The organism is Parafrankia soli (assembly GCF_001854695.1).
Lineage (GTDB): Bacteria > Actinomycetota > Actinomycetes > Frankiales > Frankiaceae > Parafrankia > Parafrankia soli.
This window is the reverse complement of sequence record NZ_MAXA01000229.1, coordinates 1-26,151: the sequence shown is the minus strand read 5'-3', so window position 1 is coordinate 26,151 and position 26,151 is coordinate 1. Positions and strand designations below refer to the sequence as shown.

At 68.3% G+C, this 26,151-nt stretch carries 19 protein-coding genes, 1 tRNA gene and 3 pseudogenes; 9 read left to right on the top strand and 14 right to left on the bottom strand.

Features of this window, described 5'->3' with window-relative positions:
• Positions 1-95: 95 nt before the first annotated feature.
• The 12 genes from BBK14_RS22455 to BBK14_RS22400 all read right to left on the bottom strand — a co-directional run bounded on the left by BBK14_RS22455 (position 96) and on the right by BBK14_RS22400 (position 13,778).
• Entirely contained in the window at positions 96-848 is a 753-nt protein-coding gene (locus BBK14_RS22455) for an ABC transporter ATP-binding protein (protein ID WP_071065244.1), read from the bottom strand.
• Positions 845-1,651 (bottom strand): ABC transporter ATP-binding protein, encoded by an 807-nt coding sequence (locus BBK14_RS22450; protein WP_198541386.1) that lies wholly within the window; start codon positions 1,649-1,651, stop codon positions 845-847. Before BBK14_RS22450 ends, BBK14_RS22455 begins: the two co-directional genes overlap by 4 nt.
• Positions 1,648-3,654: an ABC transporter permease gene (locus BBK14_RS22445; protein ID WP_071065243.1), complete on the bottom strand. Its 2,007-nt coding sequence runs from the start codon at positions 3,652-3,654 to the stop codon at positions 1,648-1,650. The genes BBK14_RS22450 and BBK14_RS22445 overlap by 4 nt, the downstream gene beginning before the upstream one ends.
• Before the next feature lie 48 nt (positions 3,655-3,702).
• Positions 3,703-4,887 (bottom strand): ABC transporter substrate-binding protein, encoded by a 1,185-nt coding sequence (locus BBK14_RS22440; RefSeq protein WP_157904318.1) that lies wholly within the window; start codon positions 4,885-4,887, stop codon positions 3,703-3,705.
• A 940-nt stretch (positions 4,888-5,827) separates the two neighbouring features.
• A complete protein-coding gene (locus tag BBK14_RS22435; protein ID WP_071065241.1) occupies positions 5,828-6,514 on the bottom strand; it encodes a response regulator transcription factor in 687 nt (228 codons plus the stop codon).
• The gene (locus tag BBK14_RS22430) at positions 6,511-8,121 is read right to left on the bottom strand and encodes a histidine kinase (RefSeq protein WP_198541385.1); all 1,611 of its coding nucleotides are present in this window, start codon (positions 8,119-8,121) and stop codon (positions 6,511-6,513) included. The genes BBK14_RS22435 and BBK14_RS22430 overlap by 4 nt, the downstream gene beginning before the upstream one ends.
• An 86-nt stretch (positions 8,122-8,207) precedes the next feature.
• Positions 8,208-8,537 (bottom strand): muconolactone Delta-isomerase, encoded by a 330-nt coding sequence (locus BBK14_RS22425; RefSeq protein WP_071065239.1) that lies wholly within the window; start codon positions 8,535-8,537, stop codon positions 8,208-8,210.
• 19 nt (positions 8,538-8,556) lie between these two features.
• Positions 8,557-9,264: an alpha/beta fold hydrolase gene (locus tag BBK14_RS22420; RefSeq protein ID WP_071065238.1), complete on the bottom strand. Its 708-nt coding sequence runs from the start codon at positions 9,262-9,264 to the stop codon at positions 8,557-8,559.
• 25 nt (positions 9,265-9,289) lie between these two features.
• Positions 9,290-10,558, bottom strand: a complete 1,269-nt coding sequence (fdhA, locus tag BBK14_RS22415) for a formaldehyde dehydrogenase, glutathione-independent (RefSeq protein ID WP_083391170.1) — start codon at positions 10,556-10,558, stop codon at positions 9,290-9,292.
• A 29-nt stretch (positions 10,559-10,587) separates the two neighbouring features.
• Positions 10,588-11,646, bottom strand: a complete 1,059-nt coding sequence (locus BBK14_RS22410; RefSeq protein WP_071065237.1) for an aromatic ring-hydroxylating oxygenase subunit alpha — start codon at positions 11,644-11,646, stop codon at positions 10,588-10,590.
• 182 nt (positions 11,647-11,828) lie between these two features.
• A complete protein-coding gene (locus tag BBK14_RS22405; protein ID WP_071065236.1) occupies positions 11,829-12,986 on the bottom strand; it encodes a DODA-type extradiol aromatic ring-opening family dioxygenase in 1,158 nt (385 codons plus the stop codon).
• A 57-nt stretch (positions 12,987-13,043) separates the two neighbouring features.
• The gene (locus BBK14_RS22400) at positions 13,044-13,778 is read right to left on the bottom strand and encodes a PIG-L deacetylase family protein (RefSeq protein WP_071065235.1); all 735 of its coding nucleotides are present in this window, start codon (positions 13,776-13,778) and stop codon (positions 13,044-13,046) included.
• Positions 13,779-14,450: 672 nt separating this feature from the next.
• On the opposite strand from BBK14_RS22400, the gene BBK14_RS22395 reads away from it, so the two are divergent.
• The 3 genes from BBK14_RS22395 to BBK14_RS22385 all read left to right on the top strand — a co-directional run bounded on the left by BBK14_RS22395 (position 14,451) and on the right by BBK14_RS22385 (position 17,059).
• The gene (locus BBK14_RS22395) at positions 14,451-15,458 is read left to right on the top strand and encodes a PDR/VanB family oxidoreductase (RefSeq protein ID WP_083391174.1); all 1,008 of its coding nucleotides are present in this window, start codon (positions 14,451-14,453) and stop codon (positions 15,456-15,458) included.
• 148 nt (positions 15,459-15,606) lie between these two features.
• Entirely contained in the window at positions 15,607-16,341 is a 735-nt protein-coding gene (locus BBK14_RS22390) for a 4-carboxy-4-hydroxy-2-oxoadipate aldolase/oxaloacetate decarboxylase (protein ID WP_071065234.1), read from the top strand.
• Positions 16,342-16,348: 7 nt separating this feature from the next.
• On the top strand, positions 16,349-17,059 hold the full coding sequence (locus tag BBK14_RS22385; RefSeq protein WP_071065233.1) for an IS6 family transposase: 711 nt from the start codon (positions 16,349-16,351) through the stop codon (positions 17,057-17,059).
• A gap of 17 nt (positions 17,060-17,076) precedes the next feature.
• Here BBK14_RS22385 and BBK14_RS22380 read toward each other — a convergent pair whose 3' ends face one another.
• Positions 17,077-17,793 (bottom strand): aminotransferase class I/II-fold pyridoxal phosphate-dependent enzyme, encoded by a 717-nt coding sequence (locus BBK14_RS22380; RefSeq protein WP_083391169.1) that lies wholly within the window; start codon positions 17,791-17,793, stop codon positions 17,077-17,079.
• A gap of 72 nt (positions 17,794-17,865) precedes the next feature.
• On the opposite strand from BBK14_RS22380, the gene BBK14_RS22375 reads away from it, so the two are divergent.
• Both BBK14_RS22375 and BBK14_RS40455 read left to right on the top strand, forming a co-directional pair.
• Complete coding sequence (locus BBK14_RS22375; protein WP_071065232.1) at positions 17,866-18,273, top strand: hypothetical protein; 408 nt, start codon at positions 17,866-17,868, stop codon at positions 18,271-18,273.
• Between the two features lie 445 nt (positions 18,274-18,718).
• Positions 18,719-19,669, top strand: a pseudogene (locus BBK14_RS40455) (recombinase family protein); the annotation flags it as partial.
• Positions 19,670-20,416: 747 nt separating this feature from the next.
• On the opposite strand, the gene BBK14_RS22365 reads toward BBK14_RS40455, so the two are convergent.
• Positions 20,417-20,501 (bottom strand) — tRNA-Leu (locus BBK14_RS22365).
• 415 nt (positions 20,502-20,916) lie between these two features.
• Between BBK14_RS22365 and BBK14_RS22360 the strand changes: the two genes are divergently transcribed.
• From BBK14_RS22360 to BBK14_RS22350, 4 genes and pseudogenes are all read left to right on the top strand, one after another.
• A complete protein-coding gene (locus BBK14_RS22360; protein ID WP_071065230.1) occupies positions 20,917-21,531 on the top strand; it encodes a dihydrofolate reductase family protein in 615 nt (204 codons plus the stop codon).
• Positions 21,532-21,819: 288 nt separating this feature from the next.
• Positions 21,820-22,148 (top strand): annotated as a pseudogene (locus tag BBK14_RS22355) (transposase); the annotation flags it as partial.
• Between the two features lie 203 nt (positions 22,149-22,351).
• Positions 22,352-22,654, top strand: coding sequence for a hypothetical protein (locus BBK14_RS35755; RefSeq protein WP_241831758.1), 303 nt, complete (start codon positions 22,352-22,354; stop codon positions 22,652-22,654).
• A 547-nt stretch (positions 22,655-23,201) separates the two neighbouring features.
• Positions 23,202-26,058 (top strand): annotated as a pseudogene (locus BBK14_RS22350) (ATP-binding protein); the annotation flags it as partial.
• Positions 26,059-26,151 lie beyond the last annotated feature (93 nt).

Here is a 26,151-nt window from a genome sequence, read left to right as displayed (position 1 = left end):
GGCACATGCCCTTGCCGTGGGTTTCGGCAATACAGCCTCGGACACCGCCATTACGGCATGCACCATCAAGGCTATTGAGCAGCGGCTCGGCGATTTCATGACGCGTCCGCCGGCCGGGCCGGGCCGTCTGCGGTGGCGCGGTGTCCCTCCCCGAAATAGCTCGACATCAACAGGTCGCGGTCATGGCGAAGCCGCTCGCCGCGATCGTGCAGGACAATCTCCCCGTGGGAGAGGACGTAGGCCCGATCCGCCGTTGCGAGGGCGAGCTGCACATGCTGTTCGACGAGGACCACCCCGCAGCCGGATTCATCGGCGTACTGCCGGATGACGGGCAACAGCTCCGCCACCACGAGCGGTGCCAGGCCGAGGCTCAGCTCGTCGACGAGAAGCAGCTTCGGGCGGCGGGCCAGAGCTCGCCCTATGGCTAGCATCTGCTGTTCGCCGCCCGAGAGCAGCCCGGCCGGGCGGTTGGCGAAGCCGGCCAGCCGCGGAAAATACTGGTAGACCAGGTCGACGTTCGGTCGTTCCCCGCGTGCCCGCAGCCGGAGGTGTTCGGCGACCGAGAGGCCGAAGAAGTTTCCGCGGCCCTCCGGTACGTGCGCGATGCCCGCCCGTGCCCGGCCACTCGCCGACAGACGGGCGAGATCTTTGCCGTCGAGAGTGATGGATCCTGATCGGGCCGACAGGAGTCCGGAGATCGTTCGCAGCGTTGTCGTCTTGCCCGCGCCATTGGCACCCAGCAGCGCCACCACCTCGCCCGGGTCGACGGTGATGTCCAGCCCGCGCACGACTGCCCCGTGGTTGTATCCGACAGTGAGTGCCTCGATACGGAGACGGGAGGTGGTCATGAGTTCTCCGTTCCGTCGCACGCGACGACGAATTCGGCATTCCGCGTCTTCCCTACGACCTCGTCGTCCTCCAAGCCGAGGTAGGCCCGGACGACGCGCGGATCTCGCCGGATTTCTGCGGGCGCCCCGCTGGCAATGAGCTCGCCGAACTCGAGGACGAACAACCAGTCGCAGACGCCGAGCACGAGGCCCATGTCATGGTCGACCAGCAGCATGGACGTGCCGGCGTCGGCAAGCGCGCGCAGCCTCTCGCCGAGCTGGGTGCTTTCATGTGTGTCGAGCCCCGCCGCGGGTTCGTCGAGGCACAGCAGCCGCGGCTGTGACGCGACCGCGCGGGCGACGCCGACGAGCTTGCGCTGGCCCTCGGAGAGGTCACCCGGCATCGCGTCCCGCGCCCAGCGCAGGCCGAGGAGGTCCAGGACGCCGTCGACCATGCCGCTGCCGGAAGACCCGGTAATGATCTCCTTGACGGCATTCGGCAACGAGAGGCGGTGTCGGGCGACCGCGATGTTCTCCCCCACCGTCAGGTCGTCGAACAGCTCAGTCGTCTGCCACGTTCGCGCCAGGCCCAGCCGGAAGCGTTCATGGGGTGTCATCCCGCGCAGGTCGCGGCCGTCGAGCGTGACGGCGCCGCGGTAGGCCGCGAACCCCGTCAGGGCATCAATGAAGGTGGTCTTCCCGGCGCCGTTCGGCCCGATCAGGCCGACCAGGCGGCCCTCGCCGACGTCGAGGTCGACGTCGCGTAGCGCCGCTACTCCGCCGTAGCTGACGCTCAGTCCGGAGGTTTGCAGGATCGTCTTCACAGCGCCACCGATCTTTTTGTCGGGCGGGTCTGATCCAGCGGGGGAAGCGGAACCGCGCGGCTTTCCTTCCGGTCTCGCCGTTTGTTCCTGGAAAAGTCGAAGGTCCTGGCGATGGCGCCGGCGGCCCCGTCCGGATTGCAGATAAGCGTGAACAGCAGCAGCACGCCGCCGACGAGCACAAAGTAGTTTCCGGAGATGCCGAGCCAGCGGTCCAGGGCGAACGGCACGAGCGCCTGGCTTGACAGCAATCCGGTGAGCACGGCGCCGGACACCATGGTGATGCCTCCGACGTAGGCAAAGGCGGCCAGGCCCAGGGCGGTCAGCAGGTCGAAACGCGCCGCACTCACCGAACCGAAGTTGTACGCGTACAAAACCCCGGCGGTGCCGGCGATGAAAGAACTGACGCCGAACGCCGCAAGTTTGGTGTTGCGCACGTTGATACCCGCCGCCGCAGCGGCCCGCTCATTGGAACGGACGGCCAACATCCGCTGACCAGAGCTTGATCGGCGGATGCCGACGACGAGCAGGCACACCGCGACCGAGACGGCCAGGACAACGAACCCGAACACCGGGCTCGGCAGGTTTCCGTCCATGCCCCGATACGACGCCTGTGGGCCGAAGTCGAAGCCGAACAGACGCGGCTCGGGGACGGGCGATCCAGCCAACCCTCCACCCCAGATCGAGTTCGTGAAACCGAACTGGGTGAGCGCCGTCGCGGCCGCCAGAGTCACGATCGCGAGGCTCACCCCGCGAACCCGCAACGCGGAGACAGCCGTGAGCAAACCGAGCGCGGTCGCCGCGAGGATGCCGAGCACAGGTCCGACGGGAAAGCCGACCCCGAGATCCTCCGCGGTGTGCGCGATCGTGAAACCCGCTACGCCAGCCAGCCCGAGCTGCACCACCGAGATCTGCCCGACGAACCCGGTGATAACGACGAGCGACAATGCCATCACGACACCGATGAGCGAATTGATGAGCGCCTGCCGGAAGTCGAAGGGGAAGAAGACGAGGGCGAGCACCCCGACGACGGTTGCCAGCGTCGCGTACGGCAGTGGCCGATTCGGCCTGGGAACAGCCGGCAGGCGCTGCTCGATGATGTCGCCGCGGCCCGGTAGCCGGTTGCCCCGAACGAACATGATGACGATGATGAGAAGAAAGACGAGCAGCTCCTTCGCCCCGGGAATGGCGACGCCGTCCGCGGTCGGGAACCACGCCTGCGTGGACGCGTATTCGATCAAAGATCCGAGAACGCCGAGACCGATGCCAGCGATGCAGGCGATCCACAGGGACGTGAAACGCGCCAGCAGGGCCGCGGCCAACGCCGGCGCGACCTGCAGCGGCAGGGAGGTGGGGTCGAGCGCCGTCACCGACGCCGCCACTACTCCGACGCCGCCGGCGACGATCGTGRCCAGCAGGGTATTCACCAGCGACAGACGGGTCGGCGCCAGGCCAGCGAGCAGGGCGAACGCCTCGTTCTCCGAGGCCGCCCTGGACGCCACACCGAAGCCGCTGAACCGGTAGAGGACAGCCAGCCCAGCCATCAGCATGATGGCCATTCCGAGCAGGATGAACCGGCTGACCGGTACAACTGAGCTGAATACCAGCACGGAGCCATTCGGCAGCACCTTGGGCTGCGCCTGCGACTCGGGCCCGAACGCGATCAATACCGCGGCCTGGGCGACAAGCAGCACCCCCAGCGAAGCCACCAGCTTCGCCAGCGCGGCGGCCCGGCGCAGCGGCCGGACCGCCGTCCACTCGATCAGGACCCCGAGCGCAAGCTGGATTCCGAGCGTGCCGAGAAGCGCGGGAACTGTCCCGAGTTCCACTCCGAACTTGCCGACACGCAGGGACCAGAACATATATCCGGCGACCATGGCGACGGCGCCAGCACCGACATCTATCCGGCCCGAACCGCGATAGCTCACGACGATCGCGAGGGCGAGACCGGCTATGAGCGAGCCCGACCCGAGGCCGAGTACCGAGAACAGAAACAACTGGTCCACTATCTCCCGCTCCTGACAATCTTCCGCTTGGCCACCTGGTCGGGACTGTTACTGCGGGGGCCGCAGGAACCCGCCGCTGGCGTTCACGAAGCGACCTTTCCCCTCATACCTGAAGAACTGGGAGGCGTCGCCGCACAGGCCCGGGGCCGCTGCCTGCTTGCCACACGCCAACTCCGGCGTGCCCATGATCAGAGGTCCGCGAAATGAGCGGATCTGGGATTGCAGGGAAGCCGGGTCCATCGCGTCGACGCCAAGTGCATTCATGGCCCGCGCTGTGGTCATCACCTCGCCGAAGGCCACCTCGGCCCACGGGTTGCCGGCAAGGTCGGCGGCACCGAACTGCTTGAAGACGTCTTTGTACGGCGCGGTAGCCGGATCGGTCGTGTCCGCGGGCACGGCGGAGGCGATGGAGTACGTCCACTGCGGGAAGTCACCGTCCAGCGCCGCGGCGACCTCCGGGACCAGGCAGGAGGGATTTGTGACGACCTTCTTCGGATCGATGCCCACCTGCTCCAGGGAGTTCGCGATGTTGACACAGCCCGCCGGGTTGGAGAACGGGACGACCATGTCCGCAGTTGCCGCTCCGGCCGCCGACAGGGGTCCGACGAGGTCGGTGCTGGTTGGCGCGTAGCCCACCTTCTTCACCGTGACGCCGACGGCCGTCAGCGACGCCGCCAGAGAAGCGGCACCCGCGGTCAAGTCGGGCGATTCCTGGAAGACGACCGCCGCCCTCCTGGCGTGCAAGACCTGAGCCGCGTAGGTGCCGAACGGAGCCAGAACGGCCTGCGCGTCGCCGTATAGGATCGCGGCGTTGTCCTGAGCTCGGTCGACGTTTGTGAGGGCCACCCCGACGACCACCGGCAGCTTGCCCGCGAGGGTCGCGTAGAACGACTGGATTCCGGTCGCGACGGCGCCGGTGACGACTGCCTTGACGTTGCTGTTGCCGAGGAACTGCTGTGCGCAGCGAGTGCCCTCCTCCTCAGCGGAGCGGATGAAGCAGGTGGACAACTCGAGCGGATGGCCGCCGATGCCGCCCAACTGCTCGTTGATGTACTGCGCCGCGAGACTGGCGCCGGCCTCGGCCCCGGGCCCCGGTTCTATGGCTCCGCCCTGTTGGGCGAGGAAGCCCAGGGTCACCGGCGCCAGACCCGGATCCGCTCTCCCGCTCTTACCGCCGACATAGGCTAAGTAGTCGGTGACGGGCTCGCTGGGTAATGCCGCCTGGACCTGCACGGGACGAGTCGGAGCCTGTGCCGCTCCGCCCGAACTGCTACACCCCGCCCCGACAGCACCTATCGCAAGAACCGCGAGGGCACTCTTCACGTATCTGTTGATCGGTCTCGCCTCCCCATCTCCGCCATTTCTGCTTGGATGCGCGTCCGACTGGAGGGCGCAGGGTCACGGGACGGCCGCCCCAATGGCGATGATTAGCCGTCCGCGCCGCGAGTTCTTGGTCAGCCGTCCCGGAAGATGGAGTGCACGCGGCGTTCCAGCACGGGCACGGCTATAGACTTCTCCTGGCACAGGTAAAAATGGTTTGTGATGCTCTGCTAGACGGCAGGGCTCGGGGGCAGAGGCCTAGTACGGTGCGCCGGCGGCGTCGCATCCGGGCGGTCAAGTAACCCGTCTGTCGGTCGGGATGGCCTCACCGGACGGCCATGCCCTGGAAGTAAGGTATGCAGTGTCGCGACGAGCCCGTCACCTTTAAGTAGTGCCGCGAGAATAGTTGCTCGGCCGCGGCGGAGCGTCGTGCTAACGACGTGACTCGCCAGCCTTTCCCGGCAGGCCGCCTACGTCATTCGTCGCGGTGCGCGTGCTAGGACCCAGGATTTCGCCACAGCTACCTGCCGGCACATCAAGAGGGTGAATGGCCCGCTCGGGGCGGCCAACCAGGCGTAGTAGCGCATTCCGCAAGTTCCTTGGTTAGGAGGTATGGCGGAGGATGCGTGCGGCGAGGCTACCTTCCAGCGGACCGCGCTCGCGGCTTCGGGAGTCGTTTGGGCACATGCAACCCATCGGGGCCGGATGCTGAGTCTTGTATTCGCAGCCACCGCAACGGTCCCGCCGGCACCGTCGGGCGGGACCGCCCCCTGCTGTCCGCCCCCTGCGGCACCAGGCCTACGACAGACGTGCGCGACCAGAGATAGCAAACCTGCCGGATCTTCTCCGGTGCCTACCGGTCGTTCGACGGAACGACCAGCCCATGGTCGACCGCCCACAACGCTGCCTGGGTACGGGATTCCAGACCGAGTTTGGCCAGCATGTTACTGACATGGGTGCGCGCGGTCCGTTCACTGATCGTCAGTGCTTCACCGATCTCCCGATTGGATTTCCCAGTCCCGAGCAGGGCAATCACCTCGCGCTCCCGAGCGGTGAGCGGCCCGAGGCCAGCATCGGGGTGCAGGAGCGAATCGGTCAGCGCCCTGGTGACGGCGGCATCCAGTTGAATCTCACCCCGGTAAGCGGCCCGCACCGCGGCGGCAACCTCGTCGGCTTCCGCGTCCTTCAACAGGTAGCCGGATGCTCCTGCGGCGAGCGCGGCGCGCACCCGACTGCCCTCCCGGAAGCTGGTGAGCACCACGACGGCGACGGCCGGGAACTTTTTCTTGATCTCCGTCGTCGTTGTGATGCCGTCCACCGTCGGGAGGATCAGGTCCATCAGCACCACGTCGGGCAGGGCGCCGTCGGTCGCCATCGCGGCCAGCCGCTTCATGCAGGCCTGCCCGTCCGCCGCCTCCCCGACGACCTCCATGTCGTCGAGGAGTTCGAAGAAGGCACGGATACCGCGGCGTACGACCGCGTGGTCATCGACCACGAAGACACGGATGGAGACGGGCGCTGTCGACTCGCCGCTGGTCATGCGGGCCTCCGAGATGTGGCACCGACATCCTCGGCCGGCCCCGCGCCGCCAGGTCCGGAGAGTCGCTCCAGCGCCCGCCCCAGCCCCCGGGGCACCAGCACCCGCACGGTCGTCCCCCGGCCCGGTGCGGTGAGCACCTCCAGCTGCCCGCCGAGCCACTCGGCGCGCTCGCGCATCGTCACCAACCCGAGATGACCGGGCGGGACGGCGTCCGGATCGAAGCCCGCCCCGTCGTCTGTCACCTCGACGAGCATGGTGCCCTTGTCCCAGGACGCGCACCCGATTTCAATCTGCACCGAGTCGGCGCCCGCGTGCTTCACGACGTTGTGTAACGCTTCCTGGATCAATCGGTAGTAGTCCTCTTCCGCCGACGCGGGGATATCTAGCCGGTCGGCGCCGGCGTGTACGTCGATCCGCAGGTCCTTGCGCGCCGCGACGGTCGCGGCGTACCGGCGCACCGCCTCGACCAGTCCCTGCTCGCGGAGCACGGCCGGACGCAGTTCGAAAATGAGCGACCGCATGTCGCTCACGGTCGACTGGGACAGCTCCAGTAACTCGGTGACGCTGCGCCTGATCGAGGGCTGGGTGTCGCCCAGGCGGTCGATACTGAGCTGGAGCGCACGCACGTGCAGCGTCATGGAGAACAGTTCCTGCTGGATCGAGTCGTGCAGGTCGCGCGCGATCCGGTGGCGCTCCTCCAGCGCGGCGCGTCCCTTGGAGTCGGCGAGCAGCCGGGCGTTCTGCACCGCGACCGCCGCCTGGTCGGCCATCGTCGACAGGAAGGCGATGTCGCTGTCGCCCGGATCGTGCTGTGGCGGGTAGAAGGCATTGAGCACACCAACGGCCTGATCTCGGACAAAAAGCGGCACGGCGACGAAGCTGTCCCAGTCGAGCCGGCCCATCTGCCCGTGTAACGGTTCCCAGGCCGGGTCCCGCATGATCTCCGCTTTGCGATGACGCGCGATGACAACCGAGCGGGTACGCACTGCCTCCACCATCCGCAGGCGGGCGCCGCGTTGCCGGCATTGCTCCAGCCGGACGGCGAAATCGTCGGTGTCCTCGGGAAAACCAGCGAGCCCGATCAGCCGGAACCCGTGATCGACCGGGTCCATCGTCACGATCTGGGTACCGGCTGTACCGGTCGCCCGGACGACCTCGCCCGCGATCACCTCCAACGCCTTCCGCAGGGAACCCGAGAAGGCCACGCTGGACGCGGTGCGACCGAAGGCCGCGAGCTGCCGCTCGCGCCGGCGCGCCTCCGTGACGTCCCGGAACGTCACGAGCGCGAAATCCCGTCCAGCCACAACGATCGAGGTGTCGTGGTACTCCAGCTCGACCCACCGACCATCCGGGCGCCGCAGCCGCACGGTCGGGATCGCATGCTCGCCGCCGACCGGCGCGGCTGACGCGGGCCGATGGCCGTTGCCCGCCGTATCGCGGCGGAATGCGGACCGTCCCGGCAACTCTTCAGGCGACGCGCCGAGAATCCGGCAACCCGCCGGATTCACATAGTGGTAAAGACCGTCCTCGTCGACAACCGCGATCCCCTCCGGCACATCCAGAATAATGCTCGTCAGGGTCGCCAGGCCGAGCCGGTCCGGCGTCATCATCGACACAGGAGTCACGAGCACCCGTCCTCCCCGACCGCGGCGCCCCGCAGGTCGTCACCGGCGCCCATGGATCCCGCTGACCCTCAACTCGGCGCGGCCGTCCGCGACTGTACGACGGCCGCGCGGCCAGGCCCACCCCCTCGCTCCTGCGGGTGAGTCGCCAACGGCTCCACGATAATCTCCATCCACGGGAACATCGGAAGGGATGCGAGCGCGTCGTGCAACTCTGTGGCGTCCGCCGCCTCATACAGGCCGATCGTGCCACCCCGGCCGGGCACCCGCCACAGCCGTCTGAGGATGCCGGCCTCCCGTAGCTCATCGGCGCGGGCCCGCTCCGCGGCACGCAGCCGGTCCCGTTCGTCGGCAGCCGTGTGCGGTGGCAGCCGGTTCTCCGTTCGGACGAGGAACTCCATGGGTCGGCTCCTGTAGCGGTCAGGTCGCGACGATGTCGAGAAGGATCTTTGTGAGTTCTCCCGGTGCGGTGACCATGGCCTCGTGGCCGGTCGCCAGCGGGTGGACCGGCCATCCCCGAGCCGCTGCACGCTCGGCGAACGGCTGGAACACCCGCATCCAGTCGGTGCAATCGACATAGGCGGCGGGCACGGCGTCGACGGCACCGCTCAGCCGCAGCGGCTGGGAGTAACACAGCCACGGCAACGGGGTCAGACGCGGCTGGAGCCAGGACAGGTCGGCGGGGTCAGTGACGCCGAGCACCTCCAATGACCGGGGTGGGATCAGCCATCCGAAACCGGCGTCCCGCACGGAATCCCGGTAGTGGCCGGCGATCGCCGGCGGAAGGAGGTCTATCGCGGCGTCACCGTCACCGCCGACGAAGGCGTCGAGGTAGACGCGGCGCCCAACGGCGGCGGGGCGCCTGTCCGCGACGGCCGAGATCACCTGACCCGCGTAGCTGTGCCCGACGAGAACGGCGCCGGTGAGGCCCTCCGCGTCGAGAAGCCGCACGACATCTTCGACGTGGGTCTCCAGCCCGACTCCGGCGTGCAGCACGTGGGCGCGGTCGCTGACGCCGGTCAGCGTCGGGGTGAACACCTCGTGGCCGGCCGCTCGTAGCCGGACGGCCACCCGCCGCCAGCACCATCCGCCGTGCCAGGCGCCGTGCACCAGGACGAATACGCTCACTGAGCAACTCCTCGGACGGTGGCCGTCAGGTTCGCGTCACGGGGCGGGAGGCTGCCATGTCGTCCCGCCCACTCCGCTCGGTGGTGCCGAGCAGGCCGTGCGGGTCGAGGACGTACTTGCGTGCCGCGCCCGCATCGAAGGTGCGGTAGCCGTCGGAGGCCTGTCCCAACGGGATGGGGACGGCGTTGACGGCTTTCGCGATCTGCACCCGGTCATGCAAGATCGCCATCATCAGCTGCCGGTGGTACTTCATCACTGGGCACTGGCCGGTGAAGAACGCGTGCGAGCGGGCCCAGCCCAGCCCGATCCGGATCGACAGCGAGCCGACCTTCGCCGCGTCGTCGGCCGCGCCCGGATCACCGGTCACGTACAGCCCAGGGATTCCTATGGATCCGCCAGCGCGGGTGATCTCCATGACGGTGTTCAGGACGGCGGCGGGCGCTTCTGCGGCGTCCGGGGCGTGCCCGCGGGCCTCGAACCCGACCGCATCGACCGCACAGTCCACCTCGGGCTCACCGAGGATTTCCGCGATCTGGCTACCGATGTCACCGAGGGAGACGTCAACGGTGGCGCAGCCGAAGCTGGCCGCCTGCGCCAGCCGCTCGGTGTTGAGATCGCCGACAATGACGACCGCGGCGCCCAGCAGGAACGCGGACACCGCCGCAGCCAGCCCCACCGGTCCCGCTCCGGCGATGTAGACGGTGGAGCCTGGGCCGACGCCGGCGGTGACGCAGCCGTGAAAACCGGTCGGGAAGATGTCGGACAGCATGGTCAGGTCCAGGATCTTCGCCATCGCCTGGTCCCGGTCCGGGAAGCGCAGCAGGTTCCAGTCGGCGTAGGGAACCATCACGTACTCGGCCTGGCCGCCGACCCAGCCGCCCATGTCGACGTAGCCGTACGCCGACCCGGGACGGTCCGGGTTGACGTTCAGGCAGATGCCGGTCTTGCGTTCCTTGCAGCTGCGGCAGCGGCCACAGGCGATGTTGAACGGAACGGAGACGAGGTCTCCGGCCTTGACGAACTCCACGTCCCGGCCGGTCTCGATGACCTCACCGGTGATTTCGTGGCCGAGGACCAGCCCGGGCGGCGCGGTCGTACGGCCACGGACCATGTGCTGGTCGCTGCCGCAGATGTTGGTCGACACCACCTTGAGGATGACGCCGTGCGGGCACTGGCGGCCCACGTTCGCCGGGTTCACCCCCGGCCCGTCCTGTAACACCAGCCCGGGGAAGTTCAGGTCGACCACCTCGACCCGGCCCGGCTCCATGTATGCCACCCCGCGGTTGTCAGCCACACCACACCCCTCCTTCGTGTGAAGATTTTTTAGTGGGTTCCAGCGGCGACGGAGGCTCTGGAAGCACGGCCCGCCGCGGGCGTTGCCTGTGCTTCACGGTCGATCATCTGATCCAGCACCCGCCGGGCCCGCAGCGCCGCCAAATCGGACCCGATACTCGACTCCGGCCGGGGCACGTTATCCGTGGCGTACATCAGTTCTTGTGTTTCCAGCGCGTCCACGTCCTCCTTCATCACAGCCAACTGCTGGCTGTGCTGGAACTCCGTGAGCGCCGTGTCCGCCGCCCGATAGTCGCGGGCTACCGCGTAGAAGTCGTGCGTAGTCGCCGCGGTGGCCGGAGTCATCCCGTACATGATCTTCATGTGGAAGCCGTCGGGCTCCGACGTCCCGGTAGGTGCGATCCGGATATGCAAGATGAAGATCCCGGGCGCGTGGAACTCGCCATCCTGCCAACGGTCCACCGGAGACGCCATGCCGCAGGATTCGGCGTAGAAGGGCGGGGCCTCGATCCCGACCATCCTGCGGCTGAAGAAAACCTTCTGGTCCTGGACCGCCGTGGTCATCGGGGTGGCGGCCACGGCGGCGTTGCCGATGCTGGAGGGATGCAGGAACGTCTCATGGGAAAGATCGAGCAGATTCTCGACGAGGAGACGGTGCCGCGCCCGTAGCGGCACCAGTCCGTGGAAGTGCGTCCACCCCGGATCGGTGAGCCACCAGGTGTCGGGCAGCAGTCCCTCGTCAGCGCGGTCCGGATCGCCCGGCCAGATCCAGACCACCCCGTGCCGCTCGACGAGCGGAAAGGCGCGCACCTGCGCCTTCGGGGTGTCCGTCTGCTCGGCCACACCGACGCAGGTCCCCCCTCCGTCGATGCGGTAGCCGTGGTAGGAGCATTCGATGATGTCGCCGTCGAGCCGGCCGAGCGACAGCGGATACTTGCGGTGCGGGCAGCGGTCCTCCAGCGCTACCGGAATACCGTCCGCCAGCCGATACAGGCAGATCGGCTGATCGGCGATCCACCTCTGCATGAGCGTCGAGGAGATTTCCTTCGACCAGGCGGCCAGATACCAGCCGTTCTGAACATGTGGCATGTCGTCCTCCGATGGGGGCAGCTCCCGCGAGGAACCATCCCGGGTTCCCAGCGATCCTGCGATTGAACTAGTGCCACCCCCGGCACTAGAGGTCCGGCGAGCGGCAGGGTTTCGGCCCAGCGCGGTGTCCAGCGATTGCGGGGCAAGGCCAGCGGGTCGGGCTCGTGCAGCAAGCTCCGCCGTCAGGCCCCTGCACCCGCCGTCGCCGTCGCGCCTCCCGCATCCCGGTCCCGCGCGACGAACCGGCAGCCGGTCCAGGCGAGCAGGGGATGCGCGCCGGCCGCCACGCAGGTGTCGATATCCAGCGTTCGGAAGGCATCGATGTCCGACTGCCGCAGGCCGTACTCCTTGACGACACCGTCGGGGTCTACCAGGTAGCGCGCCCGCAGCTGCGGGTCGCGGAAGTCCCGCAGCAGCCGGTTGAAGGCGTAGCTTTCCGGCTCGGGATAGCGGTAGTAGTGGTAACCGCGTTGGGTGAAGGCGAACGGCAGTCGCCCGCTGGTGCCGTCCGGCTGCCGGCCGCCGTCACCGCTCCGACTGTCCTGCGGCGGCTCCCAGACGACGACACCCTGCCCGTGGTGCCAGATTTCCTGGTAGCTCAGCACCCGGCCGGGCGCACGCCGGCCCATGGCTCCCCACAGCACAAACCAGGCGAGCAGCTCGCCCTCCCCGATCTCGTCGAGCTGCTCGGGGGTGAGGTCCAGGATCGGATCGAGATCGTTGTCCGCGATCCGGGACATGATCCAGTGATCGACGGCAAACTCGGGATGCGGGTACTTCGGGGTGCCCGGATAGTGCGACATCCCCCCGCTGGCGAGCACAGCGACCCGCTCGTCCCGCTCGGCGATCACCTCGGCTATCGCCTGGCCCAGCGCCTCACACCGGCGGGACCGCGGCAACGGCGGCAGGTAGACGTTGATCAGCAGAGGGATCACCGGGATGTCCCGATCGCCGAGGACAAACCGGAAGGGAGTAGCGAACGCGTGCCCGAGCTCGGCCGACTGCGAGTACGCGAGGTCGAAGCCGCGGGCGACCAGCCCGTCCAGCAGACCGCGGGCGAGCGGTTGATGCACCGGGCGGGAGAACGCCTCCCCGCCGAACTCCCCCTCCGCCCGCTCGCCCGTGACCAGCGTGAACGCCGGGACCAGATCGAGGGAAAAAGTTTCCATGTGGTCAGTACCAATGACCAACAGCGCATCCGGCCGAGTCTCGTCGAGAATCTCCCCGAGGCTGCGCAGGGCCGCCCGGCTGGCCGCCAGCTTCTCCTCCTCCTCACCCGCAAATCGCTGTAGCAGCTGCGGGGCGTGCACCCCGGCCATGGCCGCCACCACCTCACCCACGGCAGGCTCCCGTCGCCGGCACCACGAACCGCCAGAGCCCGACCGACCCGTGCTGCCTCACAGCAACACCTCCCCGACGACCGGGAACGTCCGCTGGAACGCCTCTGCGTGGACAATCGCCTTCGACCCGCCATTGCGGACCGCCTGGACCCCACGCCGCACCGCCAGATCCGTGTAATAGCGGACCAGATGCCCCTGGGCGCCGCGCATGCATTCCATCGCCTTGACCTTCCGGTCGAACACCGGAGTGATGTCCAGCAGCAATGTTGGTATGAAGCCGCACACCTCCGGCTGATGCGGCTCGAACTGCAACACCTGCGGTGCGCCGATCGCTGCCGTGGACCGGTCATGACCGTGCGCCTGCGCGACCATCCTGGCCAGCAACGTGGTCTCGTAGGCCACGTTGTGGTCACGGTTGTACGGGTCCTGAGCGACGTGGGTGAGAAGCACTTCCGGTTGGGCGCGGCGCATCGCCGCGACAATGCGCTCGACAGCCTCGTCCGGCACCCGCAACGGGTAGTCGCCCAGGTCGAGGAATTCCACTGACGCGCCGAGCGCGGCGGCGGCCGCCAGTGYCTCCTCACGCCGGCTCTCTTTCACCTGCTCGACCGTCATACCGGGCTGCTTCCACAGCCCTTGCGACTCGCCGCGCTCCCCGAAACTCAGACAAAGTACCTGGGCGTCATAGCCACGTTCGGCATAAAGGGCCAGCGCACCCCCGGCCCGCCAGACAAAGTCCGCCGAATGCGCACTGATCACCAAGATGGAAGGTTGCCGCGGGTCGTCAGTCATCTAGTCCCTCCCGGCGCTATGGGCGGAAGAATTCGCCGGTGCCGTCCGCGCACCCATGACGGCGCCGGCAAAGAGCACTGGCATGGAAGATGCAGCTGCCATCCAGGACTGCCCTCCCTCGGTGATCGGTCCGGAGAAATCGGCGTCGGCGAACTCGCGAGGTCCGGCGACTTCAATAAGAGAGGGGAATATCCTGGACCCGGCCAAGTAACTTTTCGGTACCACAAGCCAACGAAGCCCTAGATGTGCGCACATCAGTGTGCGCACATCGCAAAATTTAGCCCGGATAAGGCTCCTGAGTCCATGGGCGGACGACAGAACCTCCTTGGACCAATGTCGCGCATCGACCGGGACACATGCCGTAGGAAGTAGCTGCCCGCCGCTGCGTGGCGCACGCGACCAGGCTAGGCGCAGCGGCCCGCTCCTGGTCACCGGCAGGACAGGCACGTTGGAATGGGCGGATCGCGAGACCCGCCGCCGGACCGGGAACCCTTTGCGGGACCGGCTGTCGACAAATGACGTAGACCGGTCGGGACATTTGCCGATCAGGGTCCCGTCATTCGCGGCTTACTTCGTACTTTTCGGCTCAGTTAGCGTCACACCCGGCACCGCGGTGGACGACTGCCGGATCGCTGTAGACGCCAGATCGGGAAGCGTGAGGAGTTGATCGACGTGGCCGGGCCGCCCGCCACTACCCTGCCTGCTTCGGATGCCGCCGCCGGCCCGGGTGGGAGGCTCGAATTCGACGGCACTGTCGTCGTCCAGTTCCGGCGCACCGAGTCCGACGGCGTGGTGTCCCTACAGTTCGGCCGGGCGTCGGGAGAGCCGCTGCCGGGGTGGGCTCCTGGCGCCCATGTCGATCTGCTGTTGCCCAGCGGGCTCGTGCGGCAGTACTCGCTGTGTGGGTCGGTATCTGACCGCGGCGCGTGGCGCATCGGCGTGCTGCGCGAGCCGACCGGCCAGGGTGGATCGGCCTGGATCCACGACCACGTCCAGGAGGGCGCCGAGCTGCGGGTGCGGGGGCCGCGCAACAACTTCCCGCTGCTGGCAGCGCCTCGCTACCTGTTCATCGCTGGTGGTATCGGGATCACCCCGCTGCTGCCCATGGTGACGGAGGCCGAGGCTGCAGGCGCGGACTGGACGCTGCACTATGGCGGTCGGCGCCGCGCATCCATGGCCTTCCTCGACGAACTCGCGCACCACGGGGACCGGGTACGGGCGCACCCCAAGGACGAGTTCGAAATCCTCGACCTGGCCGAGATCCTGGGCGAGCCGTCCCAGTCCACGCTCGTGTACTGCTGCGGGCCTTCGCGCCTGATCGACGCCGTCGAGTCGCGCTGCGCGTCGTGGCCGCCCGGGTCCCTGCATGTCGAACGGTTCACGGCCAGGGCGTCCGCGGCCGACCGCGAGAACCGGCCGATCGTGGTCGAGTGCCGACGCTCCGGCATCACCCTGACGGTGCCGCCGGAGCTGTCGATTCTCGAGGCGGTCGAGAACGCAGGCCTGCAGGTGCTGTCCTCCTGCGTCGAGGGTATCTGYGGGTCCTGCGAGACCACGGTTTTAGAGGGTTTGGTCGACCATCGGGACTCGCTGCTCACCGACGACGAACGCGACGCAAACGACACCATGATGATTTGTGTTTCGCGGGCGAAGAACGGCCGCTTGGCGCTGGACCTGTAGTGGTTCAGTTTTCCTTCAGCCAGGAAGGTGCACGCCATGTTCAACCGGAAGAAGGCCAGGGCTGCCTTATGAACGGCAGGCAGGCTGAGGTGGTCCGCGGGTTCGCCGAGCCGACGGGCCGGGGTGGGCGGCCAGTCGGCGGTGTCCGATGAACCATGTGATCGTCCGCACCGGGCGGGGACCGGAGCCGGAGATTCTCGCCGCTCTGGCGAAGTACGGTGTTGCCACCGCGCACGAGGCCATGGGTCGGCGTGGGCTGCTCGGGCCGGAGCTGCGGCCGATCTACCCGGGCGCGCGGATCGCCGGTCGGGCAGTCACCGTTCTGTCGCATCCCGGCGACAACCTGATGATCCACGCGTGCATCGAGCAGTGCCGCGACGGCGACGTGCTCGTTGTCGCGACGACCTCGCGGTCGACCGACGGGATGTTCGGCGAGCTGTTCGCCACCCAGCTGCGCTATCGGAACGTGGTCGGGCTAGTGATCGACGCCGGGGTGCGCGACGTTGCCGACCTGACCGCGATGCGCTTTCCGGTCTGGTCACGCGCGGTCCACGCGCAGGGGACGGCCAAGGCGGTCGCCGGCTCGGTGAACGTACCGGTGGTGGTGGCCGGGCAACTGGTACACCCGGGTGACGTGATCGTCGCGGACGACGACGGGGTGTTGTGCGTCCCCCTGGCGGACGCGGCGGGGATCGTCGAGGCGGCCGCCCGCCGTACGGAGAGTGAGGAGGCCAAACGGCACCAGTTCGCCGCTGGCGTCCTTGGCCTTGACCTGTACGGCCTGCGTTCGACGCTCGAGCGGCTGGGCGTTCGCTATGTCAATGACATTGAAGGCACTGTTGCATCGGCGAAGTCCGTCATCTCGGCCACCGAGCAGTCATGATCGAACGATGCGTCGACGTCGTGTCCATCCACCGGCTCCGACGTCGGAGTTCGCCGGGTTCCGGTTCCCACCAGAGGTGATCATCCTGGCGGTCCGCTGGTACCTACGGTTCGCCCTGTCGTACCGGGACGTCGAGGAGCTGCTCGCCGAACGGGGCATCGACGTTGACCACGTCACCGTCTACCGGTGGGTCCAACGCTTCACGCCCTTGCTCGTCGACGCCGCGCGGCCCTGCCGGCACAGCCCTGGGGACAGGTGGTTCGTCGACGAGACCTACGTCAAGGTCGCCGGCCACTGGACCTACCTGTACAGGGCGGTTGACCAGCACGGGCAGGTCATCGACGTCCTCGCCAGCACCCGCCGCGACCAGGCCGCGGCACGCCGGTTCTTCACCGCGGCGCTGTCCCACGGGCGCCGGCCGATCGAGGTCACCACCGACAAGGCCCCCGTCTACCCTCGGGTCCTCAACGAGCTGCTCCCCGAAGCCCATCACGCCGACGCCGCGCGGGAGAACAACCGGATCGAAGCCGATCGCAGCCGCCTGAAAGCCCGGCTCCGGCCGATGCGCGGCCTGAAACAGCTGCGGTCCGTCCAGACGATCAGCGCAGGTCATGCGCTCGTGCAGAACATCCGCCGCGGCCACTACGAACTCGGGACCGACACCGACCCGCACGCACGGCTGACAGCCGCGTTCACCGAGCTCACCCCCGCGATCTGATCACCCGCTCGGCGGGATCAACCATGCCCTGCCATCCCGCAATGCAACAGACCCAGCACGATCCCGTCGTAGGACTCGCCCAGGTGCCGCACGATGCCGTTGCCGCGCGCACCGTACGGGCACGACTCGTCCGGACCCCGCTCGCCGATCACCCCGAAGCCGTGCGCGTCGTCCACGTACAGCGTCGCGCCCCGGTCGCGGCACACGGCCGTCAGCGCGGGCAGGTCGGCGATGTTGCCGCTCATGCTGTTGACGCCGTCGAGGCACACCAGCCGCGGCCCGGTGCCGGGCGCCGCGGCCAGCAGCCCGTCGAGTTCGTCGGGGCGTTCGGCGTGGAAGCGGTGCAGGCCGGCGCCCTGGGCGCGGGCGGCGACACAGCCGTCGTACACGGTCCGGTGCGCGGTCGCCTCGACGAAGACGTCACCGCCGTCGGCGAGGACCGGGATCACCGAGGAGTGGATGAGCGTCAGCGTCGGCAGCAGCAAGGTGTCGGGTGCGCCCAGCAGTTCGGCGAGCCGTTCCTCGATCTCGGGGTACAGCCGCGGACTGCCAATCAGCCGGGACCAGCTCGGATGGGTGCCCCACCGGCGCACGGCGGGCTCGATGCGGGCGGCGATCTCCGGATCCCAGTCGAAGCCGAGGTAGTTGCAGGACGCGAAGTCGACCAGCCAGTGGCCGCGGCTGCGGCTGCGGCTGTGCCGGCCCTCCACCTTGTCCAGGACGGCGTCGGTCATCAGCGTGGCCCGGCGCAGATGCTCTAGGTCCGCACAGCGAGTCGCGGGCCCGCTGCGCGCGGCGGTGGCGCGGTGCCCGGGCTCCGGATCCGCGGGCGGGAAGCGGTCCCCGTTCCGCCTCCAGTAGTCGCGTACGAGTTCCTGCGGCCTGACGTCCAGGAATCCTGGAACCCGCGCGCCTTCGACTGCGACGACGACAAGGTGACCCGGGTGGTCACGCTACCGGAGGAGGTCCGTGAGGACCGCGACGACATGGGGCACTTCCTCATCTACGACGAGGAGTTCGTCCGCCGGGACGGTGACGGGCAGCCCCAGGTGCACGCGTTCTGTGTCGGCGAACCCCAGTGGGAGCACCCGCAGTTCCGGGTTGGTGGGCCGGTGAACTGGCTGAACACTGCGGAGTGGGAGGAAGGCTTCGACCTGACCGAGGCGGACGAGCGGTACGGGGAGATCAACCCGTACGAGCTGCGCGAGCGGTAGCCGGACGGCGGCACCCGTCTCGACCGGCTGGCCAACCCCGGGCATTCAGCGTGACGTGGAGGCGTCATACGCGCTGGTAGAGGGCCATTTCGCAACGCGTGGACGTCACGCTGAGCGCCGTGCGCGCCGGGCCGCTCGCTCCCTCCAGGCGCGCGAGCGGCAGGTGCCCCGCAGTAGATCGCATCGCTTCTGCGGCCCCCGCCGGCGAAGGTGATTCTCCCACAGACCGGGCAGGTCAGCAGCCGGATCATGCCGGTGTCGCCGTTCCACTCCGCCCACTCTCATCGTCGTCCCTTTCCGTCAGAGGAAACGATGCCACGCCCCACCCCCTCGATGTAGTCGTCCCCGACCAGCCACCCGTTCTCACCCCGGCTCTGGCCGCCGTCCTGCTACGTCTATTCTGCCGCCGCGCAAACGCACAACCGCCCTCCGGCAAAAGTGGCCTATGAATCTCACCCACCACACGACGAAGACAGGATCGAACGAAAGGTTTCCTAAATTGATCAGATTCGCCTTCTGTGGCCGGGTGTCTACCGAGGACCAGCAGGACCCCGAATCCTCCCGCGCCTGGCAACTCGCCCGCGCCCACGCTCTCATCGACCCGCACGGGGAGATCGTCACCGAGTACTTCGACATCGGCCACTCACGCTCGATCCCCTGGAAGCGCCGCCCGCAGGCCGCTCTTCTCCTCGCCGCACTACGCGACCCCGACCGCGGCTTCGACGCGGTCGTGATCGGGGAACCGCACCGGGCGTTCTACGGCAACCAGTACAGCCTCGTGCACCCCGTCTTCGAGCACTACGGTGTCGTCCTGTGGGTGCCCGAGGTCGGCGGCCCCATCGACCCCGCGTCGGAAGCCCACGATCTGATCATGTCGGTGTTCGGGGGTATGTCGAAAGGTGAACGGAATCGGATCAAGATTCGGGTGCGGACCTCCATGGCAGCCCAAGCCAAGACCGAAGGACGCTACCTCGGTGGACGCCCGCCCTACGGCTACCGCATCGCCGACGCCGGCCCCCACCCCAACCCGGCCAAAGCAGCCGACGGCAAGCGCCTGCACGTCCTGGAGCCCGACCCGGTCACCAGCCCGGTCGTGGTCCGGATCTTCCGTGAATACGCTGCGGGCAAGGGTCTCTACGCAATTGCCGAAGGACTCACCGGCAACGGCATCCCCAGCCCGTCAGCCCACGACCCGGTTCGTAACCCCCATCGCACCGGTATCGCGTGGTCCAAAGCAGCGCTGCGCGCCATCTTGACCAACCCCCGGTACACCGGCCGGCAGGTCTGGAACCGCCAGCGCAAAGACGAGGTCCTCCTCGACGTCGAGGATGTCGCCCTCGGCTACGAGACCCGGATGCGGTGGAACGACCCGGACGTCTGGATCTACTCGACGGCCGTCGTCCACCAGGCGCTCGTCGACGACGAGACCTTCGCCCAGGTCCAGGCCCGCCTCGCGGCCAAGAAGCTCGACCCCGGCGGCCCTCGCGAGCCCAAGCGCACCCGACACCCCTACCAGTTGCGCGGCCGGATGCGGTGCGGAATCTGCCGGCGGCGAATGCAGGGCAGCTGGAACAACGGCAAGGCCCACTACCGCTGCGTCTACCCCGACCAGTACGCACTGGCCAACCACGTTGAACATCCCCGCAGCGTCTACGTCCGCGAGGAATTCATCGTCCCCCACCTTGACCGCTGGCTCGCCCGTGCCTTCACCCCACCCCAGCTCCCCGCCACCATCGCCGCCCTCACCGCCGCCCAGGACGACGACACCGACATCAGTCTCGACACCGATCGCGCCCAGGCCCGGCGGACCATCACCGACTGCGACGCCAAGCTTGAGCGCTACCGGCTCGCCCTCGAAGCCGGTACCGACCCCACCCTCGTCGCCCGCTGGACCGCCAAGGCCAACACCGAACGCGCCGCCGTCCAAGCCCGCCTACGCACCACCGGCCGCAGACGCATGACCGAGCAGGAGATCAGCGGCATCGTCGCCGCCGCCGGGGACATCGTGGCCGTCCTCGCCGAGGCCGACCCATCCGACAAGGCTGAGATCTACACTCAACTCGGACTGGAACTTACCTACGAGCCCGGAGGTAACAGAGTGATCGCCGAGGCCAAGCCTCCGGCGATCATGTACGAAGGAGAGTGTCCGAGGGGGGACTTGAACCCCCACGCCCCGCAAAGGGCACTAGCACCTCAAGCTAGCGCGTCTACCATTCCGCCACCCGGACGAGTGGTGGTCCTGGGCTGCTCGCCCGCACCAGAGGTGACTCTACACGGTCGCGACGGCGACTGACGCTACGCCCGACCACCGGTCGATCAAGCACTGACCGAGGCTCCCCGGCGCGGCCTCCGACCTCCGCCACCAGCCGGCCTCCCATCCACCACCGGTGGCCGGCCACTCGCCATCCGACGACCAGCCGATCCGCTTCAGGCAGGGCGTTCCACGCCCCTTCGCGTGCCGGGACTGTCCCCGATCGACACAGTGCGCTCGCGGAGGGCCGGGGCGGATCCGCCCGCTCAGCATCAGCGTGTGGGCCGAGATATAGGTGAACCGGCCCGGCTGATCCGTGGCCGGCCGATGAGATTTGGCTGCCGCGCCGGTCTACCTACCGAGACACCACCTGACTCGAAGGGACCACCGCCATGGCAAAGGTCATCTCCACGCTGTTCATCTCGGCCGACGGCGTGGCTGAGATCAACCCTGACTGGCACTTCCCGTACTTCGACGAGAACATGGGTCGCGCCGTCGCCGAGGACTATGACACCTCCGACGTGCTGCTCATCGGCCGCGTGACCTATGACAGCTTCGCCGGGGCATGGCCAGCCCGCGAGGCAGCGGGCGGCGAGGACGCGCCGTTCGCCAAGCAGCTCGGGGACGTGCGCAAGGTGATTGTCTCGCGTCAGCCGCTCGAGTTCTCCTGGCGCAACTGCGAGCTGGTCGAGGGCGACGTCGTCGAGGCCGTCACCGCGCTCAAGGCTGATGCTGGCATCAGGGGCATCCTGATCCCCGGCTCGATCTCCGTGGTGCGGCAACTGCTCGCCGCGGGGCTGGTCGACGAGCTCCGCCTGCTGGTGCACCCGGTGGCGGCGCGCAAGGGCCGCCGGTTGTTCGACGACGGCGACACGCCGTACCACCTGAAGGTGACGGCGACGGAGGCGTTCCCGACGGGCGTGATCCGCATGATCTACTCGCCCGCCGATGCGCCCATCAAGGTCGGCTACGACCAGGTCAAGGACCAGGTGCCCGCAGGGAAGTAGCCACGCGGCCAGGGTGTGGGGTCGGTTCCTGAAACAGGACGGCGCCCGCCGCAGTAAACGCGGTGTGAGGCCGAGCAGTACGCGAGGACTGGAATCCAGTACTACTGGCGGGCCGAGCAGGCCCCCGCTGGGCATTCCAGTCCTCTTTTACCTGCGTCCTCGACCCCCGCGGCCGGGAGGTACCCTGACAGTAAGGTCTTTGATTGAGTCAGTATTTGAGAGTTAGCGTTGTGACGCCTTCCTTGCGATCGGCGCTCAGGACGGTGTCGCGTTCGAAAAAGACTTGTCCTGGTGGTGAGCGCGGAGGTGTGGACGCGGCTGACGCTGCTGATCCCGGCTCGGGAACGGCGGTTCCGCTACCCAGACCGATTGCCGCTCGACGACCGGGCGGCGCTGGCGGGAATCCTATGGGTGCTGCGTAACTACGTGCCCTGGCGGGAGCTGCCGAGCACGCTGTTCGGGGTGTCGGGGGTGACCTGCTGGCGCCGCCTGCAGGACTGGGTGCAGGCCGGGGCCTGGCCGGAGCTGCGCGAGCAGCTGCTCGCCGAGTGCGACGCCGACGGGATACTCGACCTGCACCGGCGCTGGTGGATTCCTCTCACATCCACGCGCTGAAGGGGGCTCCGAGACGGAGTCGACCCCGCAGCGCCGCCGCCCGCGGCGGCAGGGTCGGGGGCGACCGGGCCGGGGACGACCGGGCCGGGGACGACCGGGCCGGCGGCCCCGCCCACGCAGGCCACCGTCGCGCCGGCGAGGATCCTGCGCGCGGGGGACTATGTGCTCACGGCGGGCGAGGAGACCGCGGGCTTCGAGAGCTCGGGTGGCGCTGGCGACGAGAACAGCGGCAGAGGACCAGCTGGCGGGCGAGGACGGGAACGGCTTCACCTACGAGATCGTCGCGGTCGAGACACCGTCCCCGCCGCGGGGGGCCACCGCGCTGGTCCGCACCTCGATGGGCATCACGGACGAATACGGCACCTACGGTTACGTCTTCGACACGATCTATTTCTACGTCGGCCAGGTGGCCGTCGAGCTCGACGTCACCAACATCCAGGACGTCCCGCCGCCGATCATCGAACAGGGCCTCATCGACCAGATCGCCGACAAGTTGACCAACCAGTAGCCACCCGGCCGCCACACAACCGGCCGGGACAGGGAGCTGACCACTGAGCAGGGCCAGCACAGGCCATGTGGCCCTCGCGGAATCGGCCATGAGGAGACGAACGACCGGACTGTCAAGGCCCAGCAGTACTCGAGAGCGGAGACTCCCGACCCGAGATGCAGCCCCGCTGAACGGTCCCTCTGGGTGACGTCCGCTGTCCAGACCTGGCTCGAGGCTGGGGCGGCGAAGCCGCGTCCGACCAGGTCTGGTGGGAGGCGGGCGGCACGGTCTCGGCGGGTGAGGCTGATCCGTCGAGGGCGGTGAACCCCTTGCGTCGCCTGCCAGTCCCATCAGCCGGGCGACGCGTTTACGGCTGGTCCGCACCCCGGCGACGGCCAGGTCGGCGCGCATGCGTGGGCGCGCCGTAGGTGCCCGGGATGCCGCGTGGACGGCGGTGACCTGGGTGGTGAGGGTCTGGTCGTCAGCGGTCCGGGCCCTCGTTACTTCCGCCCCGACTCGGGCAGGCTGGGGAGATAAGCTGTCCGCGGCACGGTGTGGGGGTGTCCAGATGGTCTCCCAGCGGGTGACCCCGAGCCGGGATTTGCCGGTGACGGTGGTGCGACCGGAGCTGCTTCATACGACGGAGCAGACCCGGATCACTCGGCTGGTGTTTCCGACTGGATGTGTGATCCGAAAGGAACCGCTGGGACCAGACGCGCAGCGGCGGTTGCGGCATGAGGTCGAGATCCTTGGACGGCTGTCGGGAGTCCAGGGGGTCGCGCACCTCGCTGCTGGGGCCGTGGAGTGCGCGGGATCGATCCTGCTGGTCGATGTCGATGGCACGGCGCTGTCCGAGTGGACGACTCCACTGGATCCGGCCGAGCTGGTCGATCTCGCCGAATCGCTGGCGCGGGCCGTCGCTGGGATGCATCACCGGGGTGTGGTGCACCGGGACATCTGCCCGGCGAACATCGTGGTGAGCAAGGACTTGGGAGTTCCCTGCCTGATCGACTTCGCGCTTGCCACAGCTCTTTCGTCGGTCCGGCCGGAGTTCACGTACCACGGGGCAACTGTCGGGACGGTGCCGTACCTGGCGCCGGAGCAGACCGGGCGGACCGGTCGCCCGGTCGACCAGCGAGCCGACCTGTACGCGCTCGGGGCCACCCTGTACGAGCTGGCTACCGGCGCGCCGCCGTTCGGCACGGACAACCCAGTTCGGATCATTCATGACCATCTCGCTCGGATCCCACGCTCGCCTGTGGCGGTGAATCCGTCGGTACCGGCCGGGCTGTCGAACATCATCACGCACCTGTTGGAGAAGGAACCCGACGACCGCTACCAGAGCGCCGACGGGTTGGTGCACGATCTCACCCTGGTACGACGCGGCGCGGCGGCGGTGCATCCTGGCGAGCATGATTTTCTGACGCGTCCGCTGATGCCATCCCGGCTGTCCGGGCGCGACCGGGAGGTCGACGAGCTGGACGCGGCGTTCGCCGAGGCCGTGACCGGACGCTCTCACGGGGTCCTCGTCGGCGGCGCACCGGGCGTGGGTAAGACATCCCTGGTCAGTGAGCTGGGGCCGATAGCGGCCGGCGTCGACGGCTGGTTCGCGGCCGGCAAATTCGACCAGTATCGCCGTGACCAGGAGTACGACGGGGTCCGGCAGGCGCTGCGTGCGCTGGGTCGGCTGCTGCTGGCCGAGCCGGACGACTACCTGGCCGAGGTGCGGGACCGGATGTTGCGGGCGTTGGGACCCAACGCCGGCCTGGCTGCCGCCACCGTGCCGGAACTGGCGGTGCTGCTGAAGGTTCGCCCAGAGCCAGGCGATCCGATGACCGCACAGGTACGAGCGCCACGTGTCGCAGTCGAGGCACTACGTGCCGTTTCCTCCCGGAAGCGACCAGTGGTGTTCTTCGTCGACGACCTGCAGTGGGCCGGGCGGACGCCGCTGGACTTCGTCGACCTGGTGTTCGCCGGTGAGGAGCAGATCGCGGGACTGCTGCTGGTCGGCGCGTACCGGGAAAGTGAGATCGACGCCGCCCATCCACTGACGCCGATGCTCGCCCGCTGGCGTCACCAGGCGGTCGGACCCCACCACCTGCGGTTGGGTAGCCTGCCGCCAGCAGGGCAGGCGGCCTTGGTGGCTGACCTGCTGCACCTGTCCCCGCCGCCCGCCACCGAGCTGGCGCAGATGATTGCGCCATCCGCCCGGGGAAATCCGTACGACATCGTGGAGCTACTCAACGCGCTGCGCCACGACAGGGTACTGACCCTCGGCGGGGGTGGGTGGCGATGGGACTGGGAGGCGCTGCGCCGCCGGCTCGACCGAGTGGATGTGACCGAGCTGCTGGCCGCGCGGGTAGGCCGCGCCGCCGCCGGCCACCGCGGAGGTGCTCGCGGTGATGGCCTGCCTGGCGGGCCAGGTGGAGCTGGACCTCCTAGCTGCCGCGACTGGGCTGCCGGCGGACGAGGTCGAGCGGCGGCTCGCCCCCGCGTTCGGCGACGGCCTACTGGTACTGGAGTCCGACGGCCGGCAGAGCGTGCGGTTTCACCACGATCGGACGCGGGAGTCCGTGCTGGGCGGCCGCGCCGCGCAGAACCAGGACGCGAGGCGGTTGCGTCTGGCACGGCGCCTGGTCGAGCGGCCCGAGTTCTTCGCCGTGGCGGCGGAGCAGTACCTGCCCGTAGTTGATGCTGTACATGGCACCGAGGAACGGAAGCCGGTGGCCGGACTCTTCCGGCACGCCGCTGAGGAAGCGAAACTGCTGAGCAATTACTCACTGGTCGAGCGGCTCCTGACCGCGGCGGTCGAGGTCATCGATCCGACTGACACCGACCAGTTGATCGCAGTCCATACCGACCGGCACGCCGCCTTGTACAGCCTCGGCAGGCTGGAGGAGGCGGACGACACATACCAGACCATCGGCCGGTTGTGCACCCACCCGGTTCAACTCACGGCCGCCACAGTGGTGCAGGTCAGCAGTCTCACCAACCGGGGACGCGGTGGCGAGGCGATGCGGCTCGGCCTCGACCAGCTGCGGCACCTCGGCATATCCGTCCCGGACGAGAACGATCTCGATGCGGAGATCGACCGCGGACTCGACGCGCTCTACCGATGGATCGACACGACCAGCGAGTCCGACGACCTGCACCGACCGGGCATCACGGACCAGTCCCGGCTCAGCACCATCAAGCTCGTCAACCGGCTCATGCCCGCGGCCTTCTTCTGTGACCAGGCGATGATGGCCTGGCTGACCATCAAGACGCTGGAGGTCTGGGCATGGCACGGCCCGGATCGCGCTCTGCTCGGCCCGGCCGGCCACATCGCGATCGTGACCATCGTCCGCAGGGGCGACTACCGCACCGGGCACCGCATCCTGCGGCGGATCCTGGCGGTCGGTCAGGCGCTCGGCTATGAGCCTGATTGGATGTTTGATTTAACTTAATTGTGGTTCCTCTTCTATTGAGGGTCTCGCCAGGTTGGTGTGGCTTCGCCTGTTACGCGCCTGGCCGTGTTG

Excerpts from the sequence above, each read along its gene's own strand:
- BBK14_RS22455 (WP_071065244.1), bottom strand. The coding sequence starts at position 848 with ATGACCACCTCCCGTCTCCGTATCGAGGCACTCACTGTCGGATACAAC.
- BBK14_RS22435 (WP_071065241.1), bottom strand. The coding sequence starts at position 6,514 with ATGACCAGCGGCGAGTCGACAGCGCCCGTCTCCATCCGTGTCTTCGTG.
- BBK14_RS22430 (WP_198541385.1), bottom strand. The coding sequence starts at position 8,121 with ATGACGCCGGACCGGCTCGGCCTGGCGACCCTGACGAGCATTATTCTG.
- BBK14_RS22425 (WP_071065239.1), bottom strand. The coding sequence starts at position 8,537 with ATGGAGTTCCTCGTCCGAACGGAGAACCGGCTGCCACCGCACACGGCT.
- BBK14_RS22410 (WP_071065237.1), bottom strand. The coding sequence starts at position 11,646 with ATGCCACATGTTCAGAACGGCTGGTATCTGGCCGCCTGGTCGAAGGAA.
- BBK14_RS22390 (WP_071065234.1), top strand. The coding sequence starts at position 15,607 with ATGAACCATGTGATCGTCCGCACCGGGCGGGGACCGGAGCCGGAGATT.
- BBK14_RS22385 (WP_071065233.1), top strand. The coding sequence starts at position 16,349 with ATGCGTCGACGTCGTGTCCATCCACCGGCTCCGACGTCGGAGTTCGCC.
- BBK14_RS22380 (WP_083391169.1), bottom strand. The coding sequence starts at position 17,793 with ATGACCGACGCCGTCCTGGACAAGGTGGAGGGCCGGCACAGCCGCAGC.
- BBK14_RS22360 (WP_071065230.1), top strand. The coding sequence starts at position 20,917 with ATGGCAAAGGTCATCTCCACGCTGTTCATCTCGGCCGACGGCGTGGCT.